The 21,796-nt window shown below is 56.1% G+C and carries 30 protein-coding genes; 27 read left to right on the top strand and 3 right to left on the bottom strand.

The window, feature by feature from the left end; genetic code table 11:
* Nucleotides 1–14 precede the first annotated feature (14 nt).
* The 25 genes from rpsS to bfr all read left to right on the top strand — a co-directional run bounded on the left by rpsS (nt 15) and on the right by bfr (nt 13,234).
* On the top strand, nt 15–290 hold the full coding sequence (rpsS, locus tag PMI30_RS17950; RefSeq protein ID WP_002555486.1) for a 30S ribosomal protein S19: 276 nt from the start codon (nt 15–17) through the stop codon (nt 288–290).
* Nucleotides 291–303: 13 nt separating this feature from the next.
* Nucleotides 304–636: a 50S ribosomal protein L22 gene (rplV, locus tag PMI30_RS17945; protein ID WP_003103908.1), complete on the top strand. Its 333-nt coding sequence runs from the start codon at nt 304–306 to the stop codon at nt 634–636.
* Nucleotides 637–649: 13 nt separating this feature from the next.
* Complete coding sequence (gene rpsC / locus PMI30_RS17940; RefSeq protein WP_003176422.1) at nt 650–1,336, top strand: 30S ribosomal protein S3; 687 nt, start codon at nt 650–652, stop codon at nt 1,334–1,336.
* Nucleotides 1,337–1,348: 12 nt separating this feature from the next.
* A complete protein-coding gene (rplP, locus tag PMI30_RS17935) occupies nt 1,349–1,762 on the top strand; it encodes a 50S ribosomal protein L16 (protein ID WP_007896757.1) in 414 nt (137 codons plus the stop codon).
* Nucleotides 1,762–1,953, top strand: a complete 192-nt coding sequence (rpmC, locus tag PMI30_RS17930) for a 50S ribosomal protein L29 (protein WP_002555481.1) — start codon at nt 1,762–1,764, stop codon at nt 1,951–1,953. The genes rplP and rpmC overlap by 1 nt, the downstream gene beginning before the upstream one ends.
* Nucleotides 1,954–1,955: 2 nt before the next feature.
* Nucleotides 1,956–2,222 carry a 30S ribosomal protein S17 gene (rpsQ, locus tag PMI30_RS17925; protein ID WP_003176419.1) on the top strand — a complete coding sequence of 89 codons (267 nt, stop codon included), beginning with the start codon at nt 1,956–1,958 and terminating at the stop codon, nt 2,220–2,222.
* A gap of 23 nt (nt 2,223–2,245) precedes the next feature.
* On the top strand, nt 2,246–2,614 hold the full coding sequence (rplN, locus tag PMI30_RS17920) for a 50S ribosomal protein L14 (RefSeq protein WP_002555479.1): 369 nt from the start codon (nt 2,246–2,248) through the stop codon (nt 2,612–2,614).
* Nucleotides 2,615–2,625: 11 nt separating this feature from the next.
* Complete coding sequence (rplX, locus tag PMI30_RS17915) at nt 2,626–2,940, top strand: 50S ribosomal protein L24 (RefSeq protein WP_007896770.1); 315 nt, start codon at nt 2,626–2,628, stop codon at nt 2,938–2,940.
* Between the two features lie 20 nt (nt 2,941–2,960).
* Entirely contained in the window at nt 2,961–3,500 is a 540-nt protein-coding gene (rplE, locus tag PMI30_RS17910; RefSeq protein ID WP_003176415.1) for a 50S ribosomal protein L5, read from the top strand.
* A 13-nt stretch (nt 3,501–3,513) separates the two neighbouring features.
* Nucleotides 3,514–3,819 carry a 30S ribosomal protein S14 gene (gene rpsN / locus PMI30_RS17905; protein WP_003176414.1) on the top strand — a complete coding sequence of 102 codons (306 nt, stop codon included), beginning with the start codon at nt 3,514–3,516 and terminating at the stop codon, nt 3,817–3,819.
* A gap of 210 nt (nt 3,820–4,029) precedes the next feature.
* Complete coding sequence (gene rpsH, locus PMI30_RS17900; RefSeq protein WP_003186040.1) at nt 4,030–4,422, top strand: 30S ribosomal protein S8; 393 nt, start codon at nt 4,030–4,032, stop codon at nt 4,420–4,422.
* A 12-nt stretch (nt 4,423–4,434) separates the two neighbouring features.
* On the top strand, nt 4,435–4,968 hold the full coding sequence (gene rplF, locus PMI30_RS17895) for a 50S ribosomal protein L6 (protein ID WP_007896774.1): 534 nt from the start codon (nt 4,435–4,437) through the stop codon (nt 4,966–4,968).
* Between the two features lie 10 nt (nt 4,969–4,978).
* Nucleotides 4,979–5,329: a 50S ribosomal protein L18 gene (gene rplR, locus PMI30_RS17890; protein WP_003186037.1), complete on the top strand. Its 351-nt coding sequence runs from the start codon at nt 4,979–4,981 to the stop codon at nt 5,327–5,329.
* Nucleotides 5,330–5,332: 3 nt separating this feature from the next.
* Entirely contained in the window at nt 5,333–5,833 is a 501-nt protein-coding gene (gene rpsE / locus PMI30_RS17885; RefSeq protein WP_003186035.1) for a 30S ribosomal protein S5, read from the top strand.
* A 2-nt stretch (nt 5,834–5,835) separates the two neighbouring features.
* Complete coding sequence (rpmD, locus tag PMI30_RS17880) at nt 5,836–6,012, top strand: 50S ribosomal protein L30 (RefSeq protein ID WP_003186033.1); 177 nt, start codon at nt 5,836–5,838, stop codon at nt 6,010–6,012.
* A gap of 3 nt (nt 6,013–6,015) precedes the next feature.
* Nucleotides 6,016–6,453 carry a 50S ribosomal protein L15 gene (gene rplO / locus PMI30_RS17875; protein ID WP_007896782.1) on the top strand — a complete coding sequence of 146 codons (438 nt, stop codon included), beginning with the start codon at nt 6,016–6,018 and terminating at the stop codon, nt 6,451–6,453.
* Complete coding sequence (secY, locus tag PMI30_RS17870; RefSeq protein WP_007896784.1) at nt 6,454–7,782, top strand: preprotein translocase subunit SecY; 1,329 nt, start codon at nt 6,454–6,456, stop codon at nt 7,780–7,782. It abuts the gene before it with no gap.
* A gap of 27 nt (nt 7,783–7,809) precedes the next feature.
* Nucleotides 7,810–7,926, top strand: a complete 117-nt coding sequence (rpmJ, locus tag PMI30_RS0129635) for a 50S ribosomal protein L36 (RefSeq protein WP_002555468.1) — start codon at nt 7,810–7,812, stop codon at nt 7,924–7,926.
* Between the two features lie 130 nt (nt 7,927–8,056).
* The gene (gene rpsM / locus PMI30_RS0129640) at nt 8,057–8,413 is read left to right on the top strand and encodes a 30S ribosomal protein S13 (protein WP_003186020.1); all 357 of its coding nucleotides are present in this window, start codon (nt 8,057–8,059) and stop codon (nt 8,411–8,413) included.
* A gap of 30 nt (nt 8,414–8,443) precedes the next feature.
* A complete protein-coding gene (gene rpsK / locus PMI30_RS17865) occupies nt 8,444–8,833 on the top strand; it encodes a 30S ribosomal protein S11 (protein ID WP_002555466.1) in 390 nt (129 codons plus the stop codon).
* Nucleotides 8,834–8,851: 18 nt separating this feature from the next.
* A complete protein-coding gene (gene rpsD / locus PMI30_RS17860; RefSeq protein WP_003176404.1) occupies nt 8,852–9,472 on the top strand; it encodes a 30S ribosomal protein S4 in 621 nt (206 codons plus the stop codon).
* A gap of 22 nt (nt 9,473–9,494) precedes the next feature.
* Entirely contained in the window at nt 9,495–10,496 is a 1,002-nt protein-coding gene (locus tag PMI30_RS17855) for a DNA-directed RNA polymerase subunit alpha (protein ID WP_003186012.1), read from the top strand.
* Between the two features lie 42 nt (nt 10,497–10,538).
* On the top strand, nt 10,539–10,925 hold the full coding sequence (rplQ, locus tag PMI30_RS17850; RefSeq protein ID WP_007896790.1) for a 50S ribosomal protein L17: 387 nt from the start codon (nt 10,539–10,541) through the stop codon (nt 10,923–10,925).
* Between the two features lie 240 nt (nt 10,926–11,165).
* On the top strand, nt 11,166–12,614 hold the full coding sequence (locus PMI30_RS17845) for a catalase (protein WP_008008901.1): 1,449 nt from the start codon (nt 11,166–11,168) through the stop codon (nt 12,612–12,614).
* Between the two features lie 155 nt (nt 12,615–12,769).
* Complete coding sequence (gene bfr / locus PMI30_RS17840) at nt 12,770–13,234, top strand: bacterioferritin (RefSeq protein WP_007943775.1); 465 nt, start codon at nt 12,770–12,772, stop codon at nt 13,232–13,234.
* A gap of 63 nt (nt 13,235–13,297) precedes the next feature.
* Here the strand turns inward: bfr and uvrA are convergent, their stop codons facing one another.
* Nucleotides 13,298–16,132 carry an excinuclease ABC subunit UvrA gene (gene uvrA / locus PMI30_RS17835; RefSeq protein WP_008008903.1) on the bottom strand — a complete coding sequence of 945 codons (2,835 nt, stop codon included), beginning with the start codon at nt 16,130–16,132 and terminating at the stop codon, nt 13,298–13,300.
* Between the two features lie 191 nt (nt 16,133–16,323).
* Between uvrA and PMI30_RS17830 the strand changes: the two genes are divergently transcribed.
* Nucleotides 16,324–17,721, top strand: a complete 1,398-nt coding sequence (locus tag PMI30_RS17830; protein ID WP_008008905.1) for an MFS transporter — start codon at nt 16,324–16,326, stop codon at nt 17,719–17,721.
* Between the two features lie 9 nt (nt 17,722–17,730).
* Nucleotides 17,731–18,255, top strand: coding sequence for a single-stranded DNA-binding protein (locus tag PMI30_RS17825; protein ID WP_007896798.1), 525 nt, complete (start codon nt 17,731–17,733; stop codon nt 18,253–18,255).
* Between the two features lie 71 nt (nt 18,256–18,326).
* Here PMI30_RS17825 and PMI30_RS17820 read toward each other — a convergent pair whose 3' ends face one another.
* Together PMI30_RS17820 and PMI30_RS17815 are read right to left on the bottom strand one after the other, a co-directional pair.
* Complete coding sequence (locus PMI30_RS17820) at nt 18,327–20,531, bottom strand: OsmC domain/YcaO domain-containing protein (protein WP_008008907.1); 2,205 nt, start codon at nt 20,529–20,531, stop codon at nt 18,327–18,329.
* Nucleotides 20,532–20,636: 105 nt separating this feature from the next.
* On the bottom strand, nt 20,637–21,794 hold the full coding sequence (locus tag PMI30_RS17815) for a glutathionylspermidine synthase family protein (RefSeq protein WP_008008909.1): 1,158 nt from the start codon (nt 21,792–21,794) through the stop codon (nt 20,637–20,639).
* Between the last annotated feature and the right edge of the window lie 2 nt (nt 21,795–21,796).

Raw genomic sequence — 21,796 nt, forward strand, 5'->3', positions numbered from 1 at the left:
AGAGGGATACGACAGTGCCACGTTCTCTGAAAAAAGGTCCTTTTATTGATCTTCACCTACTGAAGAAGATCGAAGTGGCGGCGGAAAAGAACGATCGCAAACCAGTTAAGACCTGGTCGCGTCGTTCGATGATCCTGCCACAAATGGTCGGTTTGACCATTGCTGTGCATAACGGTCGTCAACATGTTCCAGTTCTCGTGAACGAAGACATGGTCGGCCACAAACTGGGCGAGTTTGCCGGTACCCGCACATATCGTGGGCACGTGGCAGACAAGAAAGCCAAGCGTTAAGGGGTAAGGAACGATGGAAGTAGCCGCTAAGTTGTCGGGCGCTCGAATCTCCGCCCAGAAAGCCCGCTTGGTCGCCGACCAGATCCGCGGGAAGAAGGTGGGCGAAGCGCTCAACCTGTTGGCTTTCAGCAGTAAGAAAGCCGCCGAGATCATGAAGAAAGTGCTGGAGTCGGCCGTAGCCAACGCCGAGCATAACGAAGGCGCAGACGTTGATGACCTTAAAGTCAGCACCGTTTTCGTCAACGAAGGGCGTTCGCTGAAGCGAATCATGCCACGTGCCAAAGGCCGTGCTGATCGCATCGTCAAGCGGTCTTGCCATATCACTGTCAAGGTTGCTGACAAGTAACGGAGTCGAAGAGATGGGTCAGAAAGTACATCCCATTGGCATTCGCCTGGGAATCGTCAAGGAGCACACCTCCGTCTGGTACGCAGACGGTCGGACTTATGCGGACTATTTGTTCGCTGATCTGAAGGTGCGTGAGTATCTCCAAGACAAACTAAAAAGCGCGTCCGTAAGCCGTATCGATATCCATCGTCCGGCTCAGACTGCACGTATCACCATCCACACCGCTCGTCCAGGTATCGTTATCGGGAAGAAAGGTGAAGATGTTGAGAAACTGCGTCAGGACCTGACCAAGCAAATGGGTGTGCCTGTGCACATCAATATCGAAGAGATCCGCAAGCCGGAGCTCGACGGTATGCTGGTTGCGCAGAGCGTAGCTCAGCAGCTGGAGCGTCGCGTAATGTTCCGTCGCGCTATGAAGCGCGCTGTTCAGAACGCCATGCGCATTGGTGCCAAAGGCATCAAAATCCAAGTGAGCGGTCGTCTCGGCGGTGCTGAAATCGCACGTACTGAATGGTATCGCGAAGGTCGTGTGCCACTGCACACCCTGCGTGCCGACATCGACTATGCCAACTACGAAGCTCACACCACTTACGGTGTGATCGGTGTAAAGGTTTGGATCTTCAAAGGCGAAGTAATTGGTGGTCGCCAAGAAGAACTGAAACCACAAGCACCAGCGCCTCGTAAAAAAGCTGCTAAGTAAGGGGTACGCCAAATGTTGCAACCAAAGCGTACGAAGTTCCGCAAGCAGATGACAGGTCACAACCGTGGTCTGGCTCAGCGCGGTAGCAAAGTCAGCTTCGGCGAGTTCGCGCTGAAGTCTGTAGCTCGTGGTCGTCTCACCGCTCGTCAGATCGAGTCAGCGCGTCGTGCTCTGACCCGTCACGTTAAACGTGGCGGCAAGATCTGGATCCGTGTATTCCCGGACAAGCCTATTTCCAAAAAGCCACTCGAAGTTCGGATGGGTAAAGGTAAGGGTAGTGTGGAGTACTGGGTTGCCCAGATTCAGCCAGGCAAAGTCCTGTATGAAATCGAGGGTGTTTCTGAAGAGCTGGCGCGTGAGGCTTTTGCCCTGGCTGCTGCAAAGCTGCCGCTCGCCACCGCCTTTGTTAAACGGACGGTGATGTGATGAAAGCGAATGAACTTCGTGAAAAATCCGCACAGCAGCTGAACGAGCAACTGCTCGGCTTGCTGCGCGACCAGTTCAATCTGCGTATGCAGAAAGCAACTGGCCAGTTGGGGCAGTCTCATCTGCTCTCGCAAGTTAAGCGTGACATCGCTCGCGTGAAGACTGTGCTCAACCAGCAGGCAGGTAAGTAATCATGGCTGAAGCCGAAAAAACTGTCCGTACGCTGACTGGCCGTGTTGTCAGCGACAAGATGGACAAAACCATCACCGTTCTGATCGAGCGTCGCGTTAAGCACCCGATCTACGGTAAATACGTTAAGCGTTCGACTAAGCTGCACGCGCACGACGAAACCAATCAGTGCCACATCGGCGACAAAGTCACTATTCGTGAAACTCGTCCTTTGGCCAAGACCAAGTCTTGGGCGCTGGTTGATGTTCTCGAACGCGCTGTGGAAGTCTAAGGACTAGGGGTCGGAGAAATTATATGATTCAGACTCAATCCATGCTCGATGTGGCCGATAACAGCGGCGCTCGCCGTGTTATGTGCATCAAGGTGCTGGGTGGCTCCCATCGTCGTTACGCTGGTATCGGTGACATCATCAAAGTTACCGTCAAGGAAGCAATTCCTCGCGGTAAAGTGAAAAAAGGCCAAGTGATGACTGCTGTAGTAGTCCGCACTCGTCACGGCGTACGTCGTGCTGATGGCTCCATTATCCGCTTTGATGGCAACGCTGCTGTTCTTCTGAACAACAAGCAAGAGCCGATCGGCACCCGTATCTTTGGGCCAGTGACCCGTGAACTTCGTACTGAGAAGTTCATGAAGATCGTCTCGCTCGCCCCAGAAGTGCTGTAAGGAGATCCGACATGCAAAAGATTCGTCGTGACGACGAGATCATCGTGATCGCCGGCAAAGACAAAGGTAAGCGCGGTAAGGTGCTTAAGGTTCTCGCTGACGACCGTCTGGTCGTTGGTGGTCTGAACCTGGTCAAGCGTCATACCAAGCCTAACCCGATGTCGGGCGTACAAGGCGGTATCGTCGAGAAAGAAGCGCCACTGCACGCTTCCAACGTTGCCATTTTCAACGGCGAAACCAACAAGGCTGATCGCGTTGGTTTTAAAGTAGAAGACGGCAAGAAAATTCGTGTCTTCAAGTCGACCCAAAAAGCGGTTGATGCTTGAACACTGCTAGGTAGAAGACCATGGCACGACTAAAAGAGATTTACTGGAAGGAAATCGCACCGAAGCTTAAGGAAGAACTTAAGCTTTCGAACGTGATGGAAGTTCCACGCGTTACCAAAATCACCCTGAACATGGGTCTGGGCGAAGCAGTCGGTGACAAAAAAGTCATCGAGCACGCTGTTGCCGACCTGGAAAAGATCACCGGTCAGAAAGTCGTTGTGACTTACGCTCGGAAATCCATCGCTGGCTTTAAAGTCCGTGAAGGTTGGCCGATCGGCGTCAAAGTGACTCTGCGCCGTGAGCGTATGTATGAATTCCTGGATCGTCTGCTGTCGATCTCCCTGCCTCGGGTTCGCGACTTCCGCGGCCTGAATGCCAAGTCCTTCGATGGTCGTGGTAACTACAGCATGGGCGTTAAAGAGCAGATCATCTTCCCGGAAATCGACTACGACAAGATCGATGCTCTCCGCGGTCTGGACATTACCCTGACCACCACTGCCAAGAACGATGATGAAGGTCGCGCTCTGCTGCGTGCTTTCAAATTCCCGTTCCGCAACTGATTGGAGTAGGAAAATGGCCAAGATGAGCATGAAAAACCGCGAGCTGAAGCGTCAGCTCACGGTTGCCAAGTACGCCAAAAAGCGTGCAGCACTGAAAGCTATCATCGTTGATCTGAACGCAAGTCCAGAAGCACGTTGGGAAGCTACAGTAGCTCTGCAGAAGCAGCCACGTGACGCAAGCGCCTCGCGCATGCGTAACCGCTGCCGCCTGACCGGTCGTCCACACGGCGTTTACCGCAAGTTCGGCCTCGGCCGTAACAAACTGCGTGAAGCTGCTATGCGTGGTGACGTACCTGGTCTGGTTAAAGCCAGCTGGTAAGCACTATCAAAGTCTCGGTGTTCGGGATCGCAAGATCCTGACCATCGGTGACCTTGAACTTGAATCAAGCCCCTATTGGGGCTTGATTCATTTGTGGGGTGTGTCTAGAATACCCGGCTCGCCTGAGCCCGTGCTTTTTTCGCGCGGATGTACTCGGCGACACGTAGTAGCCGCAAGGCTAATTTTTTGTGTATTAGGAGCGTCTAGCCCATGAGTATGCAGGACCCGTTAGCGGACATGCTAACTCGAATCCGTAATGCCCAGATGGCTGAAAAGTCCGTCGTAAGCATGCCATCTTCTACTTTGAAGGTAGCTGTTGCCAAAGTCCTGAAGGACGAAGGTTACATTGCGGGTTATCAGATCAGCAGCGAAATCAAACCACTGCTGTCCATCGAGCTGAAGTACTTCGAAGGCCGTCCGGTCATCGAAGAAGTGAAGCGCGTTAGCCGTCCAGGCCTGCGTCAGTACAAGTCCGTCGATGATCTGCCAAAAGTTCGTGGCGGTCTCGGTGTGTCTATCGTCTCCACCAACAAAGGTGTGATGACGGATCGTGCTGCGCGCGCTGCCGGTGTCGGCGGCGAAGTTCTTTGCACTGTGTTCTAAGGGGGGATAAGCATGTCACGCGTCGCTAAGAACCCCGTTAAGCTGCCAGCCGGTGTCGAAGTCAAATTCGCAGGCCAACAGCTTTCGGTGAAGGGTGCCAAGGGTACTCTTGAACTGAACATCCATTCGTCCGTTGAGATCGTTGAAGAAGCTGGTGAGCTGCGTTTCGCTGCTCGCAATGGCGATCAACAAACTCGCGCAATGGCTGGTACCACTCGTGCGTTGGTTAACAACATGGTCCAAGGCGTAAGCCAAGGCTTCGAGCGCAAGCTCCAGCTGGTCGGTGTTGGTTACAAAGCGCAAGCAAAAGGCACAGTGCTGAACCTGGCTCTTGGCTTCTCGCACCCAGTGGATTATGAACTGCCGGAAGGCATCACCGCTGAGACTCCTAGCCAGACCGATATCCTGATCCGGGGTATCGATAAGCAGCTGGTAGGTCAAGTGGCCGCCGAGATCCGCGACTTCCGTCCACCAGAGCCGTACAAAGGCAAAGGTGTGCGCTACGCGGACGAAGTCGTCCGTCGTAAAGAAGCCAAGAAGAAGTAGGGCATAGCAAATGACCGACAAAAAAGTTACTCGACTGCGTCGCGCTCGCAAAGCACGCCTGAAAATGCACGAACTCGAAGTCGTGCGTCTCTGCGTGTTCCGCTCGTCGCAGCACATCTACGCCCAGGTCATTTCGGCCGACGGCAACAAAGTCCTGGCAAGTGCCTCGACTTTGGATAAAGAACTGCGTGATGGGGCCACTGGCAACATCGACGCGGCCACTAAGGTTGGCCAGCTGGTCGCTACGCGTGCTAAAGCCGCTGGCGTCTCGCAGGTGGCTTTCGACCGCTCTGGCTTCAAGTACCACGGCCGCGTCAAGGCGCTGGCTGATGCTGCTCGTGAAGCTGGGCTGGAGTTCTAAGTTATGTCAAATAACGACCAAAAGCGCGACGAAGGCTACATCGAGAAGCTGGTTCAAGTTAACCGCGTAGCCAAAACCGTTAAAGGCGGCCGTATCTTCACTTTCACCGCGTTGACCGTGGTTGGTGATGGTAAAGGGCGTGTTGGCTTCGGCCGTGGCAAGTCGCGTGAAGTGCCTGCTGCGATCCAGAAGGCAATGGAAGCTGCTCGCCGCAACATGATCCAAGTTGATCTGAACGGCACCACTCTGCAGTACGCAATGAAGTCCGCCCATGGCGCTTCGAAGGTGTACATGCAGCCTGCTTCTGAAGGTACCGGTATCATCGCTGGTGGCGCTATGCGTGCTGTCCTCGAAGTTGCTGGCGTTCAGAACGTTCTGGCCAAGTGCTACGGCTCGACTAACCCGGTAAACGTGGTTCACGCCACTTTCAAAGGTTTGAAAGCTATGCAGTCTCCTGAATCCATTGCCGCCAAGCGTGGCAAAAGCGTCAAGGAGATCTTCTGATCATGGCTACCGTTAAAGTTACGCTGATCAAAAGCATGACCGGCCGCATCCCTAACCACAAACTGTGCGTTAAGGGTCTGGGTCTGCGTCGCATCGGTCACACTGTAGAAGTACTTGATACTCCCGAGAATCGCGGGATGATCAACAAGGCTTACTACATGCTGCGTGTCGAGGGTTAATCGATGAAACTCAATGATCTGAGTCCAGCGCCGGGTTCCCGTCGCGAAAAGCATCGTCCGGGCCGTGGTATCGGTAGTGGTTTGGGCAAGACCGGTGGCCGTGGCCACAAAGGTCAGTCCTCCCGCTCCGGTGGCACCATTGCTCCAGGCTTTGAAGGCGGTCAACAGCCGCTGCATCGTCGCCTGCCGAAGTTCGGTTTCGTTTCCCTGAAAGCCATGGATCGCGCAGAAGTGCGTTTGTCCGAGCTGGCTAAAGTGGAAGGCGACATCGTCACCGTGCAGTCCCTGAAAGATGCCAACGTGATCAACGTCAACGTTCAGCGTGTGAAAATCATGCTGTCCGGCGAAGTTACTCGCGCTGTTACCATCGGAAAGGGAATCGGCGCCACCAAAGGTGCGCGTGCGGCTATCGAAGCAGCTGGCGGCAAGTTCGAGGAATAAATGGCTAAGCAAGGTGCTCTCTCTGCGCTCGGCAAAGGCGGTATGTCTGAACTCTGGGCTCGTCTGCGTTTTCTATTCTTGGCGATTATCGTCTACCGAATAGGCGCACACATCCCGGTTCCAGGTATCAACCCGGACCGACTCGCGGACCTGTTTCGACAGAATGAGGGGACCATTCTTAGCTTGTTCAACATGTTTTCCGGCGGCGCGCTGGAGCGGATGAGCATCTTTGCACTGGGGATCATGCCGTACATTTCGGCATCGATCATCATGCAGCTGATGACCGCCGTCAGCCCGCAGCTGGAACAGTTGAAGAAGGAAGGTGAAGCTGGGCGTCGCAAGATTGCTCAGTACACCCGCTACGGCACTGTCGTCCTCGCTCTCGTTCAGGCAATTGGCATGTCCATTGGTCTGGCGGGGCAGGGCGTTGCGTTCACTGGTGACTTTGGCTTTCATTTCGTCGCGGTATCCACTTTTGTGGCTGGTGCGATGTTCATGATGTGGCTGGGTGAGCAGATTACTGAGCGTGGTGTTGGCAACGGTATCTCGATGTTGATTTTCGCAGGTATCGTCGCCGGTCTTCCGAGAGCGATCGGGCAGTCTTTCGAGTCTGCGCGTCAGGGTGATATCAACATTTTTGCCTTGGTTGCCATCGGTTTGCTGGCAGTAGCGATTATCGGTTTCGTGGTGTTCATTGAGCGTGGTCAGCGTCGTATTGCTGTTCATTACGCCAAGCGTCAGCAGGGCCGCAAGGTCTTTGCTGCGCAGACTAGCCACTTGCCGTTGAAGGTGAACATGGCCGGTGTTATTCCAGCCATTTTCGCGAGCAGCATTTTGCTGTTCCCGGCTTCGTTGGGTACCTGGTTTGGTCAGTCTGAAGGTATGGGCTGGCTGCAGGACATCTCGCAGTCGATCGCTCCTGGTCAGCCGTTGAATATTCTGCTGTTTAGTGCAGGGATTATTTTCTTCTGCTTCTTCTATACGGCGTTGATGTTCAATCCGAAAGACGTGGCGGAAAACCTGAAGAAGTCCGGTGCCTTTATTCCGGGCATCCGTCCAGGTGAGCAGTCTGCGCGCTACATTGATGGCGTTCTGACTCGTTTGACCCTGTTCGGTGCTCTATATATGACGGCCGTGTGCCTGTTGCCCCAGTTCCTGGTGGTTGCAGCAAACGTTCCGTTCTACCTTGGCGGGACCTCGTTGCTGATCGTGGTCGTGGTTGTGATGGACTTCATGTCTCAAGTACAATCGCACCTCGTTTCGCACCAGTACGAATCCCTGATGAAGAAAGCCAACCTGAAGGGTTACGGCAGCGGCATGTTGCGCTGAGTACCCATAAGGTTCGAGGAGTTGGTGATGAAAGTTCGTGCATCGGTGAAAAAGCTGTGCCGTAACTGCAAGATTATTCGCCGCGAAGGTGTTGTTCGAGTAATTTGCAGCGCGGAACCGCGTCACAAACAGCGCCAAGGCTGAGTGTGATTGTGCTTCAAGCCCGGCAGCTAGTGCGCTGCCGGGTTGATTATTTGTTATTACAGCGATATTATCTCGCGCCCTATTTCTTGGCTTCCGGGGCGTAGGTAGCTGTCAATTGGAGTCCCACTGAATGGCCCGTATTGCAGGCGTTAACATTCCAGATAACAAGCATACTGTTATCTCGCTGACCTACATCTATGGTGTTGGTCGCACTACTGCACAGAAAATTTGTGCAGTGACTGGGGTAAACCCAGCCGCAAAGATCAAAGATCTGAGCGACGAGCAGATTGAACAGCTGCGTGGCGAAGTGGCGAAGTTCACCACTGAAGGTGACCTGCGTCGCGAAATCAACATGAAAATCAAGCGTTTGATGGACCTCGGTTGCTATCGCGGTCTGCGTCATCGTCGTGGTCTTCCAGTGCGCGGTCAGCGTACCAAGACTAACGCGCGTACCCGTAAAGGTCCGCGTAAGCCGATCCGCAAGTAATCGCCCCAGCGAATCGACAGGAAATTAATCATGGCTAAACCTGCTGCTCGTCCTCGTAAAAAAGTTAAAAAGACAGTGGTTGATGGCATCGCCCACATCCATGCTTCTTTTAACAACACAATCGTGACCATCACCGACCGTCAAGGCAACGCTCTTTCCTGGGCTACCTCCGGTGGTTCGGGTTTCCGCGGTTCCCGCAAGTCCACCCCGTTTGCTGCTCAAGTAGCTGCTGAACGTGCTGGTCAAGCTGCGCTGGAATACGGCCTGAAAAACCTCGACGTTAACGTCAAAGGTCCAGGCCCAGGTCGTGAATCCGCAGTCCGCGCTTTGAACGGCTGTGGCTACAAGATCGCCAGCATCACCGACGTGACGCCAATCCCGCACAACGGGTGCCGTCCGCCGAAGAAGCGCCGCGTGTAATCCAGGAGATTGTAAAGAATGGCTCGTTACATTGGTCCAAAATGCAAACTCGCTCGTCGTGAAGGCACCGATCTCTTTCTGAAGAGCGGCGTGCGCGCGATCGAATCGAAGTGCAACATCGAAGCAGCACCTGGTATCCACGGCCAACGCCGCGGTCGCCAGTCCGATTACGGCACCCAACTGCGTGAAAAGCAGAAGGTCCGTCGTATCTACGGCGTTCTCGAGCGTCAATTCAGCGGCTACTACAAAGAAGCTGCTGGCAAGAAAGGCGCAACTGGCGAAAACCTGTTGCAACTGCTCGAATGCCGTCTGGACAACGTTGTATACCGTATGGGTTTTGGCTCTACTCGTGCCGAATCCCGTCAGCTGGTATCGCACAAGTCGATCAGCGTTAACGGTCAGACCGTAAACGTTCCGTCTTACCAGGTTCGTGCTGGTGACGTGGTCGCAGTTCGCGAGAAAGCAAAGAACCAACTTCGCATTGTCCAAGCTCTCGATCTGTGTGCCCAACGTGGCCGCGTAGAATGGGTAGAAGTAGACACTGAGAAGAAGTCGGGCGTTTTCAAGAACGTTCCAGCTCGCAGTGATCTGTCCGCCGACATCAACGAAAGCCTGATTGTCGAGCTCTACTCCAAGTAAGGGCTAGAAAATAGGTGCATCCATGCAGATTTCGGTAAATGAGTTCCTGACACCCCGCCATATTGATGTGCAGGTTGTCAGTCCAACCCGCGCCAAGATCACTCTCGAGCCTCTCGAGCGTGGTTTCGGCCACACCCTGGGCAACGCGCTGCGCCGCATCCTGTTGTCCTCAATGCCCGGCTGTGCAGTAGTCGAGGCCGAGATTGACGGTGTGCTCCACGAGTACAGCGCCATCGAAGGTGTACAGGAAGACGTAATTGAAATCCTGTTGAACCTTAAAGGTCTGGCTATCAAGCTGCACGGTCGAGACGAAGTTACGCTGACCTTGTCGAAGAAGGGTTCGGGGGTGGTTACCGCTGCCGATATTCAGCTGGATCATGATGTCGAGATCGTTAACCCCGATCACGTAATCGCTAACCTGGCGTCTAACGGCGCCCTGAACATGAAGCTCACCGTAGCTCGTGGTCGTGGTTATGAACCGGCAGACTCGCGTCAGAGCGATGAAGACGAAAGCCGCAGCATCGGTCGCTTGCAGCTTGACTCTTCGTTCAGCCCGGTTCGCCGTATCGCATACGTGGTGGAAAACGCCCGTGTCGAACAGCGTACTAACCTGGACAAGCTGGTTATTGATCTGGAAACCAACGGTACCCTGGATCCTGAAGAGGCTATCCGCCGTGCTGCAACCATTCTGCAACAGCAGTTGGCTGCGTTCGTCGACCTCAAAGGTGACAGTGAGCCAGTGGTTGTTGAGCAGGAAGACGAGATCGATCCGATCCTGCTTCGCCCGGTTGACGATCTGGAACTGACTGTACGTTCGGCTAACTGCCTTAAGGCGGAAAACATCTACTACATCGGTGACCTGATTCAGCGTACCGAAGTAGAGCTGTTGAAGACTCCGAACCTTGGCAAGAAATCCTTGACTGAAATCAAGGACGTTCTGGCCTCCCGCGGTCTGTCCCTCGGCATGCGCCTCGACAACTGGCCGCCTGCAAGTCTTAAGAAGGACGACAAGGCGACTGCCTGATCGTCGTAATCACCGAACGTTGTGTTTGGTAAGGAATGAACCATGCGTCATCGTAAAAGTGGTCGTCACCTGAGCCGCACCAGCTCGCACCGCAAGGCCATGTTTCAAAACATGGCGGTGTCGCTGTTCGAGCACGAGCTGATCAAAACTACACTGCCAAAAGCCAAAGAACTGCGCCGCGTTGCTGAGCCGCTGATCACTTTGGCCAAGACAGACAGCCTGGCTAACCGCCGTCTGGCTTTCGACCGTACTCGTTCGAAAGCTATCGTTGGTAAGCTCTTCAACGACCTGGGCAAGCGTTACGCTACCCGTGAGGGTGGCTACCTGCGCATCCTCAAGTGCGGTTTCCGCACTGGCGACAACGCGCCTATGGCGTACGTCGAGTTGGTTGATCGTCCTGTCGGCGGTGAAGCTGTATCCGCTGAGTAAGACGTCAGTCTGAAACAAGGAACCGGGCCTAGTGCCCGGTTTTTTGTGCGTGTGAGAAAACGCGCTGTTCGTACAAGCTTCCTTGCGGTTCATGCCTTCAGTATATGAGCGGGATTGTTGGTAGTATTTTTCTATTGATGTCTGCAAATTAATGAATTTGTAGGTGCCATGATTGATGGTCAATACTCCCTTCCACGCCGATTAGCCGGCAGTTCCAAAACTGACAAAGGATGAGATCGCATGAGCCAGAATAAAACGCTTACGACCGCCAGTGGCGCTCCTGTCGCCGACAACCAGAATTCCCGCTCCGCCGGCCCTCGTGGCCCTTTGCTGCTCGACGATTTCCACCTGATCGAGAAGCTTGCGCACTTCAATCGTGAAAACATTCCTGAGCGTCGTGTGCACGCCAAAGGTTCGGGTGCCTACGGTACGTTCACCGTGACTCGCGACATCACTGAGTACACCAGCGCCAAGCTGTTTGAGTCCGTCGGCAAACAAACTCCGACCTTCCTGCGATTCTCCACTGTAGGTGGCGAACGTGGTTCGGCTGACACCGAGCGTGATCCGCGCGGTTTCGCCCTGAAGTTCTACACAGAAGAAGGCAACTGGGACATTGTTGGTAACAACACGCCGGTGTTCTTCATTCGCGACCCGCTGAAATTCCCCGACTTTATCCACACCCAAAAGCGCCTGCCGCAAAGCAACCTGAAAAGCGCGCAGGCGATGTGGGATTTCTGGTCGCATTCGCCTGAGGCGTTGCACCAGGTCACTATCCTGTTCTCGGACCGTGGCATCCCTGACGGCTATCGCCACATGCATGGCTTCGGCAGCCACACCTACAGCCTGATCAACGCCAATGGCGAGCGTCACTGGGTGAAGTGGCACTACAAAACCAGGCAAGGGATCAAGAACCTCGCTCCGGCAGAAGCGGCGCGCTTGGCGGGTACCGATCCGGATTACGCACAACGCGACCTGTTCGGCGCCATTGAACGCGGTGACTTCCCGAAATGGAGTGTCAATATCCAGATCATGACCGAGGCCCAAGCCGAGGCTCATTACGAAAACCCGTTTGACGTGACCAAAACCTGGTCGCAGAAAGAGTTTCCGCTGATCGAAGTGGGTGAGTTGGAGCTCAACCGTAATCCGTTGAACTACTTCGCTGAAGTCGAGCAGGCGGCGTTCGGTCCGAGCAATATGGTCCCGGGCGTCGGTCTGTCGCCTGACCGCATGCTGCAAGGTCGCGTGTTCGCTTACGCTGATGCTCACCGCTACCGTGTGGGGACCAATCACCAGCAGCTGCCGGTGAATGCGCCTCGCAGTCCGGTCAACACTTACCAGCGCGACGGCTCCATGGCGTTTGGCGCCAATGGCGGCGCAGCGCCGAACTACGAGCCGAACAGTTACGTAGAATCACCGAAACAGGCACCGCGCTACGCGGAACCCGCTTTGGCCTTGAGTGGCGCGGCTGATCGTTACGATCATCGCGAAGACACCGACTACTACAGCCACGCTGGTGCGCTGTTCCGCCTGATGAGCGATGAGCAGAAAACGCTGCTGATCAACAACATTGCCGGCGCAATGGCTGGTGTTTCCAGCGATGTGGTTGATCGCCAATTGCAACATTTCTTCAAGGCCGACCCGGCGTATGGAGAAGCAATCGCAAAGGCACTCAACGTACAGCTTAACTAAGTCTAAACGATAAGCAGAACCGCCCTCATTTGGGCGGTTTTTGCGTTATTTAAACTGCTTTTCTCAGAATATCTTCGCTTTTATAGCGTCGGGCGAGTGACCTTACGGTCAGGTTGGTTCAAACTACAGACTTTCAAGCAGGGAGATGTAGGGCGATGCAAGGTCACCCAGACGTAATCGATTACCTCAACACGTTGCTGACAGGCGAACTGGCAGCCCGTGATCAATATTTCGTCCATTCGCGGATGTATGAGGACTGGGGTTTCACCAAGCTCTACGAACGTATCAACCACGAGATGGAAGAAGAAGCCGGGCACGCTGATGCCCTGATGCGTCGAATTCTGATGCTCGAAGGCACGCCTCGCATGCGTCCGGACGACCTTGATGTTGGCACCACTGTGCCGGACATGCTCGCCGCTGACCTGCGCCTGGAATACAAAGTCCGCGCCGCGCTCTGCAAGGGCATCAAACTCTGCGAGCAGCACAAGGACTATGTCAGCCGCGAGATGCTGCGGGTTCAATTGCATGACACTGAAGAAGACCACACCTACTGGCTTGAAAAGCAGATGGGTCTGATCAAGTTGATCGGTCTCGAGAACTACCTGCAATCCCACGCCTGATTGCACCGATACAAAAAGCCCCTGTCACTGAGCAAGTGACAGGGGCTTTTTTTGGAGCCGGATTCAGGCCCGATCACGCTCCAGCAGTGGCTTGAGATAGAAGCCGGTGTGGGACTGCTTCATCTCCGACACTTCCTCTGGCGTGCCGACGGCAATGATCTGCCCACCCTTGGAACCGCCCTCCGGCCCCAGGTCCACCAACCAGTCGGCGGTCTTGATCACGTCCAGGTTGTGCTCGATCACCACCACGGTATTACCGTGGTCGCGCAGACGATGCAGTACGTCGAGCAGTTGCTGGATATCCGCAAAGTGCAGGCCGGTGGTCGGCTCATCGAGGATGTACAGGGTCTTGCCGGTATCACGCTTGGATAGCTCACGAGACAGTTTCACCCGCTGGGCTTCACCGCCGGACAGCGTCGTCGCCGATTGCCCCAGCTTGATGTACGAAAGGCCTACGTCCATCAGCGTCTGAAGCTTGCGCGCCAAAGCTGGAACCGCGTCGAAGAACACCCGGGCTTCCTCGATGGTCATCTCGAGGGTTTCGTGGATGCTCTTGCCCTTGTACTTGATCTCCAGCGTCTCGCGGTTGTAGCGCTTGCTCTTGCAGACGTCGCACGGGACATAGATGTCCGGCAGGAAGTGCATTTCCACCTTGATCAGGCCATCGCCCTGACAAGCTTCGCAGCGTCCGCCCTTCACGTTGAAGGAGAAACGCCCCGGCCCGTAACCGCGGGAGCGGGATTCAGGCACACCGGCGAACAACTCGCGAATCGGCGTGAACAGCCCGGTATAGGTCGCGGGGTTGGAGCGCGGTGTGCGACCGATCGGGCTCTGGTCGATGTCCACAACCTTGTCCAGATGTTCCAGGCCTTTAATGCTGTCGTGAGCAGCCGCTTCCAGGGTCGTTGCCCCGTTGAGTGCCGTAGCGCTCAAAGGAAACAGTGTGTTGTTGATCAACGTTGACTTGCCCGAACCGGAAACACCCGTCACGCAGGTCAACAGGCCGATCGGAATCTCCAGATCGACATTGCGCAAATTGTTGCCGCGAGCGCCCTTGAGGGCCAGCGACAACTTCTTGTTACGCGGCGTGCGTTTGGCTGGCACTGCGATCTTCACCCGCCCTGACAAGTACTTGCCGGTCAGCGAATCAGGGTGAGCCATGACCTCGGCCGGCGTACCTTCGGCGACGATATGCCCACCGTGTACACCCGCGCCCGGGCCGATATCCACCACATAGTCGGCCAGACGAATCGCGTCTTCGTCGTGCTCGACCACGATCACCGTGTTACCGATGTCCCGCAGGTGCTTGAGGGTGCCCAGCAACCGGTCGTTGTCCCGTTGGTGCAGGCCAATTGACGGTTCGTCGAGGATATACAGAACCCCCACGAGGCCGGCGCCGATCTGGCTGGCCAGGCGGATACGCTGGGCCTCACCGCCGGACAGCGTGTCGGCACTGCGATCCAGTGACAGATAGTCCAGGCCAACGTTGACCAGGAACTGCAGGCGCTCGCGGATTTCCTTGAGAATCTTGTCGGCAATTTCGCCACGGCGGCCGGTCAGCTTCAGCACGCCAAAATATTCACAGGCGTCGCCGATTGGCAGATTGGTCACCGCCGGCAAGGTCTTCTCGCCAACCCAAACGTGCCGCGCCTCGCGACGCAGACGGGTACCGCGGCAATCCGGGCAGGGTTGGGTGCTGAGGAATTTGGCCAGTTCTTCACGGACCGAAGCCGATTCGGTTTCGCGGTAGCGGCGTTCCAGGTTCGGCACGATGCCTTCGAACGGGTGCGAGCGTTTGACGATGTCGCCACGGTCGTTCAGGTATTTGAAGTCGACGTTCTGCGAGCCACTGCCATGCAGGATGAACTTCTGCTGATCGGCCGGCAGGTCGTTGAACGGCACTTCAAGGCTGAACTTGTAGTGCGAGGCCAGCGAGCCAAGCATCTGGAAGTAATAGACGTTGCGCCGGTCCCAGCCGCGAATCGCGCCTTCGGCCAGGGTCAGTTCACCGTTCACCAATCGTTTGGTGTCGAAGAATTGTTTGACCCCCAGGCCATCGCACGTCGGGCAGGCGCCGGCCGGGTTGTTGAAGGAAAACAGCTTGGGTTCCAGCTCGCTGATGGCGTGGCCGCAGATAGGGCAGGCAAAGCGTGCGGAGAAGATGATTTCTTCGCCGGGCTCGTCGTCCATTGGCGCCACCAGCGCAATCCCGTCCGCCAGTTTCAACGCAGTCTCGAACGACTCAGCCAAACGCTGTTGCAGATCGGCGCGAACCTTGAAGCGGTCGACCACGACGTCGATCGAGTGCTTCTTCTGTTTATCCAGCTTCGGCAACTCGTCCAGCTCGCACAGTCTGCCGTTGACCCGGGCCCGTACAAAGCCCTGGGCGCGCAGTTCTTCGAAGACCGAAAGATGTTCGCCTTTGCGCTCGCGGATCACCGGGGCCAGCAGCATCAGTTTGCTGCCCTCCGGTTGTGCCAGCACCAGGTCGACCATCTGGCTGACGGTCTGGGCTTCCAGCGGAATGTCGTGGTCCGGGCAGCGCGGAATACCGACGCGAGCGTAGAGCAGGCGCAGGTAATCGTAGATTTCGGTAATGGTGCCAACCGTCGAGCGCGGGTTGTGCGAGGTCGACTTCTGTTCGATGGAGATCGCTGGCGACAGACCTTCGATGGTGTCGACGTCAGGTTTTTCCATCATCGACAGGAACTGCCGGGCGTAGGCCGACAGCGATTCGACATAACGACGCTGGCCTTCGGCGTACAGCGTGTCGAAGGCCAGGGACGACTTGCCGGATCCGGACAGGCCGGTGATAACGATCAGTTTGTCCCGTGGCAGGGTCAGGTCGATGTTCTTCAGGTTGTGGGTTCGGGCCCCACGAATCAGGATCTTGTCCAAAGTGGCCTCGCTCGGCGGGCGTCGAAAACGTAGGAGTATACGGCCAAATACTGGATGGATGCACACTATCAAATGCGGGGCGCGCAGCCTTGCATGAAGACTGCGTCATCTGTGCGCGTCATAGCGTCGCGATATACCCCGTCAATCGATGGGACTGGTAGAATCGCCGCCGGTTCACATGAGGTTTTTCCATGCACGATCCCCACAGCGAACGCATGAGTGGCAGTGAGACCCGCGCAGCAAGCGGTCTGGCCCTGGTGTTCGCCTTCCGTATGCTTGGCATGTTCATGGTGTTGCCGGTTCTGGCGACCTATGGGATGGACCTGGCAGGAGCGACCCCGGCCCTCATCGGGTTGGCGATTGGCGCTTACGGCCTGACCCAGGCGATCTTTCAGATTCCTTTCGGCTTCATTTCCGACCGCATCGGTCGCCGGCCGGTGATTTACCTGGGGCTGATCATCTTCGCCCTGGGGAGTGTGCTGGCGGCCAATGCCGATTCGATCTGGGGCGTCATCGCCGGACGCATCCTGCAAGGCGCAGGGGCGATTTCCGCGGCGGTCATGGCGTTGCTGTCAGACCTGACCCGGGAACAGCATCGGACCAAAGCCATGGCCATGATCGGCATGACGATCGGTCTGTCGTTCGCTGTCGCCATGGTTGTAGGACCATTGCTGACCCGCGCCTTCGGCCTGTCCGGGTTGTTCTTCGCCACCGGTGGCATGGCGCTGGTCGGTATCGTCATCGTGATGTTCATGGTGCCGCGTGCAACCGGGCCGTTGCAGCACCGTGAATCCGGCGTCGCGCGCCAGGCGCTGATACCGACACTCAAGCACCCGGACCTGCTGCGCCTGGACCTGGGTATTTTTGTGTTGCACGCGATGTTGATGTCGAGCTTCGTGGCATTGCCCCTGGCCCTGGTCGAAAAAGCCGGGCTGCCCAAAGAGCAGCACTGGTGGGTGTACCTGACCGCGCTGCTGATTTCCTTCTTCGCCATGATTCCATTCATTATCTATGGCGAGAAGCGACGCAAAATGAAACGAGTTTTGCTCGGTGCCGTCGTGACGCTGATGCTCACTGAGCTATTCTTCTGGCAGTTCGGCGATAGCTTGCGGGCTCTGGTGATTGGCACGGTGGTGTTCTTCACCGCGTTCAATCTGCTGGAAGCCTCCTTGCCATCGTTGATCAGCAAGGTTTCACCGGCAGGCGGCAAGGGCACGGCGATGGGGGTTTATTCCACCAGCCAGTTCCTCGGTTCGGCGCTGGGCGGGATCCTCGGCGGCTGGATGTTCCAGCACGGCGGTTTGTCGGTTGTATTCCTCGGATGCGCCGGCCTGGCTGCCCTCTGGCTGGCCTTTGCTGTTACCATGCGCGAACCACCTTACGTGACGAGCCTGCGCTTGCCGTTGTCGCCCGAGGCGATCCGCGAAGCGGGTCTGGTCGAGCGCCTGAAGGCCGTCGTAGGGGTAACAGATGCGGTGATCGTTGCTGATGAAGCGGCGATTTACATCAAATTGGACACAGAACTATTGGATCGCACGACCCTTGAGCGCCTGGTGAACAACCCGGCCGAGGCAGCGTGCGTAGCCTAGGAGAACGTTATGGCCCGTGGGGTTAACAAAGTCATATTGGTCGGCACTTGCGGCCAGGATCCCGAAGTTCGCTACTTGCCTAACGGTAACGCCGTGACCAACCTGAGTCTGGCGACCAGCGAACAGTGGACCGACAAGCAAACCGGTCAGAAGGTCGAGAAGACCGAATGGCACCGTGTTTCGATGTTCGGCAAGGTTGCCGAAATCGCCGGCGAATACCTGCGCAAGGGTTCGCAGGTGTACATCGAAGGCAAGCTGCAGACCCGCGAGTGGGAAAAAGACGGTATCAAGCGTTACACCACTGAAATCGTGGTCGACATGCAAGGCACCATGCAACTGCTGGGCGGCCGTCCACAGCAGGGCGACCAACAAGGCGGGGGCAATAACTACCAGCAGTCCGCCCCGGCTCCACGCCAACAGGCTCCGCGTCCGCAGCAGTCGGCACCGCAACAGTCGCGTCCGGCTCCACAGCAGCAGGCCGCTCCTCAGCCGGCTCCGGATTTCGACAGCTTTGATGACGATATCCCGTTCTAAAAAGCAGCTATCCAGTCAGTAATAAAAAAAGCGAAGCCAGGTGATCTGGCTTCGCTTTTTTGTGGGCGCTGTTAACTGAATACAGCAGTCACATTGGCCCGTGCCGAGTGCAGTTTCTTGTAGCTATCGATCAACCGCAGGTGCCTGTCGAGCCCCTCCAGTTTCATGCTGGTCGGCGTCAAGCCATGGAAGCGCACGCTGCCGTCCACCGATCCGATCGCTGCATCCGTCCGCTCGTTGCCAAACATCCGGCGGAAATTGGCCTCGTAGTCTTCCAGTTCCAGGTCTTCGTCCAGCTTCATCTCCAGTACCACATTGACGGCCTGGTAGAACAGGCCACGCTCAACCGTGTTGTCGTTGTACTGCAGGAACATCTCCACCGCCTCTTTCGCCTCTTCAAATTGCTGCAAGGCGAGATAAATCAGCAGCTTCAACTCCAGGATCGTCAGCTGACCCCACGCCGTATTGTCGTCAAATTCGATGCCGATCAAGGAGGTGATATCGGTGTAGTCGTCCAGCTCACTTTCCACCAGGCGCTCAACCAGCGCTTTCAGTTCGTCTTCGTCCAGGCGATGCAGGTTCAGAATGTCGGTGCGGAAGAACAGCGCCTTGTTGGTGTTATCCCAGATCAGATCGTCCGCGGGATAGATTTCCGAATAGTTCGGCACCAGGATGCGGCACGCCTTCGCGCCGATATGCTCGTAGACCGCCATGTACACTTCCTTGCCCATGCCTTCGAGAATGCCGAACAAGGTCGCGGCTTCCTCGGTGTTCGAGTTTTCACCCTGGCCGGAGAAGTCCCACTCCACGAATTCATAATCCGATTTGGCACTGAAGAAGCGCCACGACACCACGCCGCTGGAGTCGATGAAGTGCTCGACGAAGTTGTTCGGCTCGGTCACCGCATGCCCTTCAAACGTCGGCTGGGGCAAGTCGTTGAGGCCTTCGAAGCTGCGGCCCTGCAGCAATTCGGTCAGGCTGCGTTCAAGCGCCACTTCCAGGCTCGGATGCGCGCCGAACGAGGCGAACACACCGCCGGTACGCGGGTTCATCAACGTGACGCACATCACCGGGAACTCACCGCCCAGGGACGCATCTTTCACCAGCACGGGGAACCCTTGTTCTTCCAGTGCCTGAATACCAGCCAGTATCCCGGGGTACTTCGCCAGCACATCGGCCGGCACATCCGGCAGTGCAAATTCACCTTCGATGATTTCGCGTTTTACCGCGCGTTCGAAGATCTCCGACAAGCACTGCACCTGGGCTTCGGCCAGCGTGTTACCGGCACTCATGCCGTTGCTCAGGAACAGGTTTTCAATCAGGTTGGACGGGAAATACACCACCTCGCCGTCCGACTGGCGCACGTACGGCAGCGAACAGATGCCGCGCTCTTCATTGCCCGAGTTGGTATCGATCAGATGGGAACCACGCAGCTCGCCGTCGCGGTTGTAAATCTTCAGGCAGTACTCGTCGAGAATTTCAGTTGGCAGCTCATCTTTACGGCCAGGCTTGAACCAGCGTTCGTCCGGGTAGTGCACAAACGCTGCGTTGGCGATGTCTTCGCCCCAGAACTGGTCGTTGTAGAAGAAGTTGCAGTTGAGTCGCTCGATAAACTCACCCAACGCCGACGCCAACGCGCCTTCCTTGGTCGCACCCTTGCCGTTGGTAAAGCACATCGGCGAATGCGCATCGCGGATGTGCAGCGACCACACATTGGGCACGATATTGCGCCACGAAGCGATTTCGATCTTCATGCCCAGGTCCGCCAGAATGGCTGACATATTGGCGATGGTTTGCTCCAGCGGCAGATCCTTGCCCGCGATATAAGTGCTCGCCTCTGAACTGGACGCAGGCATTAGCAACGCCTGGGCATCGGCGTCGAGGTTTTCGACTTCTTCGATCACAAACTCAGGCCCGGCTTGCACCACTTTTTTCACGGTGCAACGATCGATGGAGCGCAGGATGCCCTGACGGTCCTTGTCGGAGATGTCCGCCGGCAATTCGACCTGGATCTTGAAAATCTGGTTGTAGCGGTTTTCCGGATCAACAATGTTGTTCTGCGACAGGCGGATGTTATCCGTGGGAATACTGCGAGTGTCGCAGTACAACTTCACGAAATAAGCCGCACACAACGCCGATGAAGCCAGAAAGTAATCGAACGGACCCGGTGCCGAGCCATCGCCCTTGTAGCGGATAGGTTGATCGGCCACCACCGTGAAGTCATCGAACTTGGCTTCAAGTCGAAGGTTGTCGAGAAAGTTGACCTTGATTTCCATGGGGGATTACCAGAATAACGGCTAAACGAATGGCCGCCATTATCCGGTATTTCAGCCGTAAGTCTTGCGGACATCGTACTTATGTCCACACCGGCGATGGATGGGTCAGTCGAGTATCAGGTGCGGCAAGAAACGGCTCGAATCCTTGGTGATCAAACTGTTGTCTTCCCGCACGCCGATACCGGCCGCCTGATCGCCGATAACCCAGGAACCCACCAGCGTAAAGCTGTCGCCAAACTTCGGTAGCGGGGCGAACTCCTGAAGGATAAATGGCGCGTCGGTGTAGGGCCCGTCCTCTTTCACGATCAGACCGTCAGCGGTTTGCAGCTCAATGTTGGCGCCTTCCCGGGAGAAGAACGGCTTGCGCACCCAGCCTTTGGGCACCGCTTTGCCTGGATCGGTATCCAGGTGCGCCGCGAGCAGGTTCGGGTGACCTTTGTTGAACTCCCACAGCAGCGGCAGGATGCCCTTGTTGGAGATGATGGATTTCCAGGGCGGTTCGAAAAACTGTGTGTCGCTCTGCGCAATCGCTGCGCCGAAGGGTTCGTGGAAGATGAACTCCCAGGCATGCAGCTTGAACAAATGAGGAATCCAGCGATCTTCGAGGTCGACGAAACGTCCGTCACTGGTGAGGCCAATGTCTTCGATATCGATGTGTCGCGATTCGATGCCGACCTTTTCCGCGATCAGGCGCAAGTAGTCGGTGGTGCCTTTGTCTTCGACCGAGTCTTTCATCGAGGCGAAATAGAAGGGGTGTTTGAGCTGCAGTTGGGCAAAGGCCTGATGCAGCTTGGTGTCGATGCTGTTGAACTGGTCGGCATGCTTGGGCAGCAAGCCGCGTTCGATGCATTGCTCCAGCCAGCCCCATTGAAACGCCGCGGCCTCATACAGGCTGGTCGGCGTGTCGTAGTTGAGTTCCAGCAGCTTGGCGGGCCCGCTGCCGTTATAGGAGAAGTCCATGCGCCCATACAGGTGCGGATGGCCTTCGAGCCATGAAGTGCGAACCATGTCGAAGAATGGCGCGGGAATGCTCAGGCGCTCCAGCAACTCCTCGCTCTGAACCACGCGGGCCACCAGGTCCATGCACATCTCATGAATCTCGGTGGTCGGGTCTTCGAGATCGTTCTCGATCTGTTTGAGCGTGAATTGGTAATACGCGCTCTCGTCCCAATAGGGTTCGTCGTCGATGGTATGGAACAGAAAACCAAGAGATTCGGCGGTCTGTTTCCAGTCATGACGTTCTGCGCAGAGGATCTTCTTCATGG

Source organism: Pseudomonas sp. GM50 (assembly GCF_000282375.1).
GTDB lineage: Bacteria > Pseudomonadota > Gammaproteobacteria > Pseudomonadales > Pseudomonadaceae > Aquipseudomonas.

Bases quoted from the DNA above. Each gene is read 5' to 3' on its own strand.
- PMI30_RS17820 (WP_008008907.1), bottom strand. From the start codon at position 20,531: ATGGAAATCAAGGTCAACTTTCTCGACAACCTTCGACTTGAAGCCAAG.
- rpsQ (WP_003176419.1), top strand. From the start codon at position 1,956: ATGGCTGAAGCCGAAAAAACTGTCCGTACGCTGACTGGCCGTGTTGTC.
- rplV (WP_003103908.1), top strand. From the start codon at position 304: ATGGAAGTAGCCGCTAAGTTGTCGGGCGCTCGAATCTCCGCCCAGAAA.
- rplO (WP_007896782.1), top strand. From the start codon at position 6,016: ATGAAACTCAATGATCTGAGTCCAGCGCCGGGTTCCCGTCGCGAAAAG.
- rpmC (WP_002555481.1), top strand. From the start codon at position 1,762: ATGAAAGCGAATGAACTTCGTGAAAAATCCGCACAGCAGCTGAACGAG.
- PMI30_RS17815 (WP_008008909.1), bottom strand. From the start codon at position 21,794: ATGAAGAAGATCCTCTGCGCAGAACGTCATGACTGGAAACAGACCGCC.
- rpsD (WP_003176404.1), top strand. From the start codon at position 8,852: ATGGCTCGTTACATTGGTCCAAAATGCAAACTCGCTCGTCGTGAAGGC.
- PMI30_RS17825 (WP_007896798.1), top strand. From the start codon at position 17,731: ATGGCCCGTGGGGTTAACAAAGTCATATTGGTCGGCACTTGCGGCCAG.
- PMI30_RS17830 (WP_008008905.1), top strand. From the start codon at position 16,324: ATGCACGATCCCCACAGCGAACGCATGAGTGGCAGTGAGACCCGCGCA.
- rpsK (WP_002555466.1), top strand. From the start codon at position 8,444: ATGGCTAAACCTGCTGCTCGTCCTCGTAAAAAAGTTAAAAAGACAGTG.
- rpsN (WP_003176414.1), top strand. From the start codon at position 3,514: ATGGCCAAGATGAGCATGAAAAACCGCGAGCTGAAGCGTCAGCTCACG.
- rplE (WP_003176415.1), top strand. From the start codon at position 2,961: ATGGCACGACTAAAAGAGATTTACTGGAAGGAAATCGCACCGAAGCTT.
- PMI30_RS17845 (WP_008008901.1), top strand. From the start codon at position 11,166: ATGAGCCAGAATAAAACGCTTACGACCGCCAGTGGCGCTCCTGTCGCC.
- rpmD (WP_003186033.1), top strand. From the start codon at position 5,836: ATGGCTACCGTTAAAGTTACGCTGATCAAAAGCATGACCGGCCGCATC.
- rpsC (WP_003176422.1), top strand. From the start codon at position 650: ATGGGTCAGAAAGTACATCCCATTGGCATTCGCCTGGGAATCGTCAAG.
- rplR (WP_003186037.1), top strand. From the start codon at position 4,979: ATGACCGACAAAAAAGTTACTCGACTGCGTCGCGCTCGCAAAGCACGC.
- bfr (WP_007943775.1), top strand. From the start codon at position 12,770: ATGCAAGGTCACCCAGACGTAATCGATTACCTCAACACGTTGCTGACA.
- PMI30_RS17855 (WP_003186012.1), top strand. From the start codon at position 9,495: ATGCAGATTTCGGTAAATGAGTTCCTGACACCCCGCCATATTGATGTG.
- rplX (WP_007896770.1), top strand. From the start codon at position 2,626: ATGCAAAAGATTCGTCGTGACGACGAGATCATCGTGATCGCCGGCAAA.
- secY (WP_007896784.1), top strand. From the start codon at position 6,454: ATGGCTAAGCAAGGTGCTCTCTCTGCGCTCGGCAAAGGCGGTATGTCT.
- rpsE (WP_003186035.1), top strand. From the start codon at position 5,333: ATGTCAAATAACGACCAAAAGCGCGACGAAGGCTACATCGAGAAGCTG.
- rpmJ (WP_002555468.1), top strand. From the start codon at position 7,810: ATGAAAGTTCGTGCATCGGTGAAAAAGCTGTGCCGTAACTGCAAGATT.
- rplF (WP_007896774.1), top strand. From the start codon at position 4,435: ATGTCACGCGTCGCTAAGAACCCCGTTAAGCTGCCAGCCGGTGTCGAA.
- rplN (WP_002555479.1), top strand. From the start codon at position 2,246: ATGATTCAGACTCAATCCATGCTCGATGTGGCCGATAACAGCGGCGCT.
- rplP (WP_007896757.1), top strand. From the start codon at position 1,349: ATGTTGCAACCAAAGCGTACGAAGTTCCGCAAGCAGATGACAGGTCAC.
- rpsM (WP_003186020.1), top strand. From the start codon at position 8,057: ATGGCCCGTATTGCAGGCGTTAACATTCCAGATAACAAGCATACTGTT.
- rplQ (WP_007896790.1), top strand. From the start codon at position 10,539: ATGCGTCATCGTAAAAGTGGTCGTCACCTGAGCCGCACCAGCTCGCAC.
- rpsH (WP_003186040.1), top strand. From the start codon at position 4,030: ATGAGTATGCAGGACCCGTTAGCGGACATGCTAACTCGAATCCGTAAT.